The sequence below is a fragment of the Pseudoalteromonas sp. 78C3 genome (assembly GCF_002836695.1).
Lineage (GTDB): Bacteria > Pseudomonadota > Gammaproteobacteria > Enterobacterales > Alteromonadaceae > Pseudoalteromonas > Pseudoalteromonas arctica.
In genome coordinates this window covers 1-7161 of sequence record NZ_PJAV01000002.1, presented here as the reverse complement: position 1 = coordinate 7161, position 7161 = coordinate 1, and the positions used below count along the sequence as shown (strand labels likewise).

Below are 7161 nucleotides of genomic sequence, written 5' to 3'. Positions count from 1 at the left end.
TAACTCAGCTGTTATTTTGTCCATTACAATGGCTTAATTTTAAAATTAAGCACGACAAATACACCAAAAAATATATTCCCCTGTGGATAAAGCCTTACCGAGTTAGGATAGATCTGATCTGTACCAAGTACAGATCAGATCTATACTAATTAAAAGCGTATTTTTATGTTGCGACTAGTGCATAACTTTATAATTTACTTAGTAAAAAACTGATCCGCAGGGCTCTTTTTGTTCATAACTTCATGCGTAACCTGTGCATAACTCTATATTTAAAATAGACCTTAGTAAAAAGCTGATCCGCAGGTAGATAAAGATCTGATCTTAACCAAGTATAAACCTGATCTGCTTTTTAAAACATTATTCATATAAATCATAATGTTATGTGCTGATTTTACACCCTTAACCTTTATTACCTTATATATTTAACCACCTTTAAACTTCTTTATTTATACTAAGCAATATTAAAGGTGTAAAAATATTTTTAGATGTCTTGTTTTTAAAATGCATGTCGTCTTAAATAGTTGTTTACAGCTATTTGAATGGACATTATACTAACTGCCTAACTTTGAGGAAGAAAGTATGTCTATCAACAATAACGCATTAAGTACCTATCGGCTTTTGAAAGCCACAGCTGAAGTTGCTGAAAAATCATTAGAAGGACGTATTCAGCACTACCGTGCTCATCTTAAATCAGAAGAAAAAGAATTAAGAACGTATACACAAAAAGCAGCTGCTGATTTATTAGGTTGTAATAATCGTACTTTAAAAAGACGTCATGATAATGGCGACTTCGATGATTTAAACATAAAACGCGGTGCTAACGGTCACTATGCTTACACATTAGTAAATATTTTTGCTATGGCCGATATTATGGACATTAAACCAGATCATCGTACTGGTGATGACAAACTGCAAGTTATTGTAATTAATTCTCTCAAAGGCGGCTGCGGTAAAACTACCAGTATGGTTAATATAGCGGCAGCGCTTGCAACTACAAATATTAAACGTTATCGCATTGGTATTATAGATTTAGACCCACAAGGCTCTTCTTCAAGCTTTTTTCCTTCAAGTGAGCACGACCCGATTACTGTTGGTGATTTAATGCGTGATTGCATAGATTTAGACGAGGGTGAAACATGGCCTGAATTTGTGTCTAACTCATTTTTACCAACGCATATCCCAAATATTCGTGTATTACCATCGGGTATGGATGACTTTTACTTTGAGCACGAAACGGCAACATTGCTCAAAGATACCTCAAATTATGAGCAAACTCGCCATTACCACAAGTTACTTGAGAAAGTAATTGACCCCGTTAAAGACGAGTTTGATATTATCTTAATTGACACCGCACCTACCCTTAACTTTATGTTTTATAATGCATTAATGGCCTCTACTGCGATGCTTATTCCTGTTCATCCAGAAGCTGTAGATTTTGATGCTAATAACAAATATTTGAAACGACTAGGTGAGATTTACCATACAGTTGCAGCACTTGGCCATGAGGGCTGGGACTTTATGCAATTTTTAGTGACCAACTATGTGAAAGGTAATCACTCACAGCGCGATATCGTTAAAGATGTTCGTAGTGCATTTGGTCGCCAAGTAATGAGCTACCCAATCAATCACAGCTCCGCGATTACCGCTAGTTCATCGTCTTTCAACACTATTTTTGATCAAAAAGCATCAGACAGCTTAGCAAGTCGTGAGTCATTAATGCGCGCTCAAGAAAATATTAAAGATGTGGTCGATGAGCTAGAAATGCTTATTCGTTCAAATTGGCAGTCAACTCAATCAACACTCAATACCCCTAAGTAAGGATGTTAAATAAAAATGGCTAAAAAACGTAAAAATGACACCCGCTTAGATCCATTTGCAACTGCTGTAGGCAGCAGTAGTCTTGATGCATTACTAGAACAAGCGAATGCTGGCGATGTAATTAGAATGCCTGCACCGAGCGACCCTGCTCGTCAAATTACGCTTGTTTGTAAAGTGATCGCACATGCTGATATTGAATCTACCACTGGTGTATATGGCAAAAATCGTCGTGTACAGGCACTTCTAAACGAAAAGTCAGTATCAGACATTCTTCCTGCAATTCGTGAAGATGGCCGAAATCAACATCCTGCGCTACTTTGGGATCAAGGTGACAAAAGTTTAGTTCTGGCAGGTTCACGTCGTCGTATGGCCTGTATTTTAGGTAACGCAGATTATTTAGTACTTAGTTCAAGCGATTTTACTGATCAAGATGCAAAAATTTTAGCGGTATCTTCAGATCAATACATTGCTCCGAGTTTATGGGAGCTTGGCCAAGCATACCAACAAACTAAAAATGAACTTATTGAGCAAGGTAAAAAAGGATCTTATAGAGAGATTGCCGCGATAGAAGGTGTATCGCATACTGCAATTGCAGATGCAATTAAAGCTTATGAGCAAATTCCTGCTGATGTCATTGCACTTTACCCGACTGCTAATCACGTAGGTCGCGAAGTCGCTAAAAAGCTTGTTAGCGCAAAGGAGCGAGACGAAGAGGCGTTTAATCAACTTGTTAGTGCCCTTGCTAGTGATGAAGAGTTAAATGCGATTACAAGCGACGACAAGCGTGCAATGGCGATCACTAAATGCCTAACTTCAGAGCCACAAGTAGCTGTTAAGCGCGAAGCTGTACTAGAAAATAACTTCATATCGGTACAACGCAATTTAAAAAGCGGTGATGTCTCTATCAAAATTGATAATAAAGTAATGACAGACAAGCGCTTAGAGCAATTAACTAAGTTATTAAGTGCCTTTAATTAGTTAGTTAAATAATGATCTGTCAGGCATATTTACTTAGTTAAATAGTGATCTGGCAGATTGTTTTGTTAGTAAAAATCTGATCTTTACTAGCCTATTTCCTCTTTAAATAATCATATTCCTTCCTCAAGATCACTTTTTTACTAACTAATCTCCTCTTTTTAGCTACATTCCTTCATTTATTATTATTGTTAGTAAAATCGTGATCTGTAATGCTTACTTTTATGTTTCTAACTATATGTAACTTCTACCATTGCAGTTGTTTTAAATATTATTTTGTAAAATTGGATGCTTATTTTTACTTACAAACCGATTTTTTACTAAGTTATCAGCTCCAACCAGTTTATATCTTGTTAATAGTGCTTTAGCTCAGAGCACATAAGGCATATACTGGCAGGATTATTTTTAAAATTTAATGCTTAGAGTGACATGTCTGCTAACTTATCAAAAAATGATTTAATGGCTATTTTTGAAGAAATTAAAAATGAGCAGGCTACCCAGTTTCCTCTGTCTGAACGCTTTATTAAAAAACTTTTCCGTGAAAATGTTTTAGATAAAGGAAAAGAATATTACAAGAAAGGTCAAATTACTTGGCTAGAACACACCCCTAATTTTTCTGTAGTCGACTCTACTGTACAAGTGGATAATGGATCATCGTTTAACCAACGTATTGAGATCAGTAAAGTACCAACTGGTTATTCTGTTGATACGCATTGTACGTGTAATGCAAAAACTAAATGCCGACATTTAGCTGCTATTTTATTTAAGCTCAAAATAGAGCACTCTGGTGAATATGGCGAAGATTACTTTATTAATGACTGGTTTAGCGAATTAAGCGCACTTAAAAGTGGTGATCAAAATACGCCATCGCAAGTATTATTATTTGTATTAGATATTGAAAATAACAAAGTATTCTTAACACCTAAAATAGCGAATGTTGAGACTAAAAAGAATTACACGTTAGGTCGAAACCTGACCGAGCAGCAGTTAAATAGTTTTGTAACGCCGAGTGACTTACTCGAAAGTGATTTTAGATTATTTAGTTGGATACGCTCACAAAATGCAGTGGGAAGTATTGAGCTAAAAGGCCAGTGGGGTTTTAGTGCCTTACAACAGTTGATAGCTACAGAACGCCTGTTTTTCCAGCGTTCTCGAGTGCCAATTAAAGCGCAATCTGGCCAAGCATTAAGTTTTAGTTGGGAGCAAGATAAAGATCTCTCACAATTAGTTATTAAGCTTGAGCAAACACAAAACTGGGCTTTATTAAAAACAACACCACCTACCTACCTCGATTTAGATCATTTAAAAGCGGGCCGTCTTCGCACTCCATTGAGTGCAGACGAAATAGCACATTTACAAACTATGCCTGCTTTGCATGACGCTAACTTTGATAGAATATACAAGCAGCTTGCCGATAACTTTGGTGCAGGTGTAATACCCCACCCTACTAATTTACAGCCAACATTGCCTAAAATCTCTAGTAATGCTGTTTTAAAAGTAACTATGGGCGATCAAGGTTTATCTCTTTCGTTGTTATTTAAGTATAAAAATAAAAACTATTTAGCAGGTGCTGCACCTGCAAGTACGATTAATAGTGCATTTGAAAATACTGTAACTAACGAGCTAATTAACTTAGGATTTGAATTTTGTAAAGGGGGTTTACAAAGTGAACTGGTATTTACAAAGCAGTCTTCAATCCATTTGCATTGGCTAATATACGAAGTATTCCCTGGCTTTAAGCAACGCGGTTGGCAAGTAAGTGTAAGTAAAGTAACGAGTCCTAATCCGCAGTGTGAAGTTAGTTTACATGTACACCGCGCAGCAGGGCATCAAATGCACTGCAAAGTATTGCTATGTGATGCTAAGGCATCGCTGTTGTTTACTAATACTGACCCGCTATATCAGTCATTAAATCGCCAAAGTGAACTATTTTACTACTATCCGCTTGGTCGTGAATTTGGGGTTATTAATAAGTCAGCAATTAACTTATTAAATGAATTTAAAGAGCGTTTTGAATTTGTAAAAACACGAGACGAATTTAATATTCCGCTTTCGTATTTACCTGAATTAGTAAAGCACACTGCTATAAACGTAGAGCTTCACGACGACTCATTAGAGCTATACTTACAAGAGCTAAATAGTCCCGATAAAGCAATTACTAAGGTTTCATTACATGGCTTAAATGACTCAGTAACACTTCGTGAGTACCAACAGCAAGGTGTTGACTGGCTTAGCTTTTTAAAACGTCACCAATTAGGTGGTATTTTAGCTGATGACATGGGCCTGGGTAAAACCTTGCAAGTTATTGCATTTTTAGCCAGTACATTTAACCGCCCGCAAGCAGGCCCTACACTTATAGTGTGTCCAACTAGTTTGGTGAGTAACTGGAAAAACGAAATTATTAAGTTTGCTAAAAGCTTAAAAGTCACCACTATTTTTGGTTCAAATCGTAACGATCCTTTACAGCACTTAGCGCAAGCGCAGTGTATACTTACTACATATCCACTTTTAAAGCGTGATATTGCATATTATTCGCCATTATATTTTGAAAATATAATCCTCGACGAAGCACAATACATTAAAAACGATACCGCACAGGTTTCGCGATTAGTTAAACGCTTAAATGCCGACTTTAAACTTTGTTTAAGTGGTACTCCAATCGAGAATAATTTACTTGAGCTTAAATCGTTACTCGATTTTGCTATGCCATCGTTACTTGGGTCTCAAGCCCACTTTAAGCAGCACTTTCAAACGCCTATTGAGCGTGAAGCTGATATGGAGAGAGCTGAGCAGTTAAAAGCGTTAATTATGCCTTTTATAATGCGCCGCACAAAAGCACAAGTAGCGCAAGAGCTGCCTGAAAAAACAGAGCTAACTAAAGAGTTTGAGTTTGAGCCGAAGCAAAAAGAAATGTATCAAGGTATTACACGTTCATTAGAAGAGAAGCTAATAGACTTATTTGCCGAACAAGGCGCACAAAAAAGTAAACTTGCATTTTTAGAGGCACTTTTAAAGTTAAGGCAAATTTGTTGCCACCCTAAATTAATAGATCCAGACACTCAAGCAGGCTCCGCTAAGCTTGAATGGTTAACAACACACTTACCGCTTATGTTAAGTCTCGGTCGTAAAATTATTATATTTAGTCAGTTCACATCGGCACTTGATTTAATAGCCCAACGCCTCGAAGAAATAAACATTAACTTTAGTATGCTTACGGGCCAAACGCGTCACCGAGATAAAGTAATCGACGAGTTTACCAGTGGTAAAACATCTGTGTTTTTAATTAGCTTAAAAGCCGGCGGTACAGGCCTTAACCTTACACAAGCCGATACAGTTATTCACTTTGATCCATGGTGGAACCCTGCTGTAGAAAAACAAGCGACTGATAGAGCTTACCGTATTGGCCAAACTAACCCTGTATTTGTGTATAAGCTCATAATGAGTAATTCAATAGAGCAAAAAGTATTTAAAATGCAACAAGACAAACAGGCCCTTGTAGATGCGTTATTTACTGATAAATCAATGAGCTTTACAAAGTTTGATGAACAACAAATGTTATCGCTAATTAAAAACTAAATTGATTTAAAAAGTTTTGATCTTTTTATGAACTTAATTAAAAAGCGGACGTCTACTATTATGCTTGTTGGTTAATTGCAGTTAGCACAAGCATCATGTTGATTCCCCATTTAGTTACTAATTTTAGTAATGATTAAGCCAGCCCATTTTGAGTTGGCTTTTTTTATGCCTAAAATTTAGCGTTCGGCACTTATTTTAAAAGTTTTTACTTTTTTATGAACTTAATTTAAAAAATGGCGTCTACTATTATGCTTGTTGATTAATTGCAGTTAATACAAGTTTTCATGTTGATTCCCCCATTTAGTTACTAATTTTAGTAATGATTGAGCCAGCCCATTTTGAGTTGGCTTTTTTTATGCCCAAAATTTAGCGAGCAGCACTTATTTTAAAATTTTTTATTTTTTTATGAACTTAATTAAAAAAGTGGCGTCTATTATTATGCTTGTTGATTAATTGCAGTTAATACAAGTTTTCATGTTGATTCCCCCCATTTAGTTACTAATTTTAGTAATGATTGAGCCAGCCCATTTTGAGTTGGCTTTTTTTATGCCTAAATTTAGCATTCAATTTTATTTTAAAAGTTTTGATCTTTTTATGAACTTAATTCAAAGAGCGGCGTCTACTATTATGCTTGTTGATTAATTGCAGTTAATACAGGTTTTATGTTGATTTCCCCCTATTTGATTACTAATTTTAGTAATGATTAAGCCAGTTCATTTTGAACTGGCTTTTTTTATGCCCATAATTTGATTTGTTTAAATCAACCCGAATAAAAATAAATGATCTTTCGTA

The 7161-nt window shown here is 35.9% G+C and carries 3 protein-coding genes; all 3 read left to right on the top strand.

Going from position 1 to position 7161, the window contains the following annotated elements; genetic code table 11:
• The first annotated feature begins 579 nt into the window (after window positions 1-579).
• The 3 genes from CXF76_RS00045 to CXF76_RS00035 all read left to right on the top strand — a co-directional run bounded on the left by CXF76_RS00045 (window position 580) and on the right by CXF76_RS00035 (window position 6369).
• Entirely contained in the window at window positions 580-1818 is a 1239-nt protein-coding gene (locus CXF76_RS00045) for an AAA family ATPase (RefSeq protein WP_007583176.1), read from the top strand.
• A 15-nt stretch (window positions 1819-1833) separates the two neighbouring features.
• Window positions 1834-2796, top strand: a complete 963-nt coding sequence (locus tag CXF76_RS00040; RefSeq protein ID WP_010552908.1) for a transcriptional regulator — start codon at window positions 1834-1836, stop codon at window positions 2794-2796.
• Window positions 2797-3222: 426 nt separating this feature from the next.
• Window positions 3223-6369, top strand: coding sequence for a DEAD/DEAH box helicase (locus CXF76_RS00035; RefSeq protein WP_010552907.1), 3147 nt, complete (start codon window positions 3223-3225; stop codon window positions 6367-6369).
• Window positions 6370-7161: the final 792 nt, after the last annotated feature.

What these genes read in the sequence shown, in the direction of transcription:
- CXF76_RS00045 (WP_007583176.1), top strand. Translation starts at nt 580, where the DNA reads ATGTCTATCAACAATAACGCATTAAGTACCTATCGGCTTTTGAAAGCC.
- CXF76_RS00040 (WP_010552908.1), top strand. Translation starts at nt 1,834, where the DNA reads ATGGCTAAAAAACGTAAAAATGACACCCGCTTAGATCCATTTGCAACT.
- CXF76_RS00035 (WP_010552907.1), top strand. Translation starts at nt 3,223, where the DNA reads ATGTCTGCTAACTTATCAAAAAATGATTTAATGGCTATTTTTGAAGAA.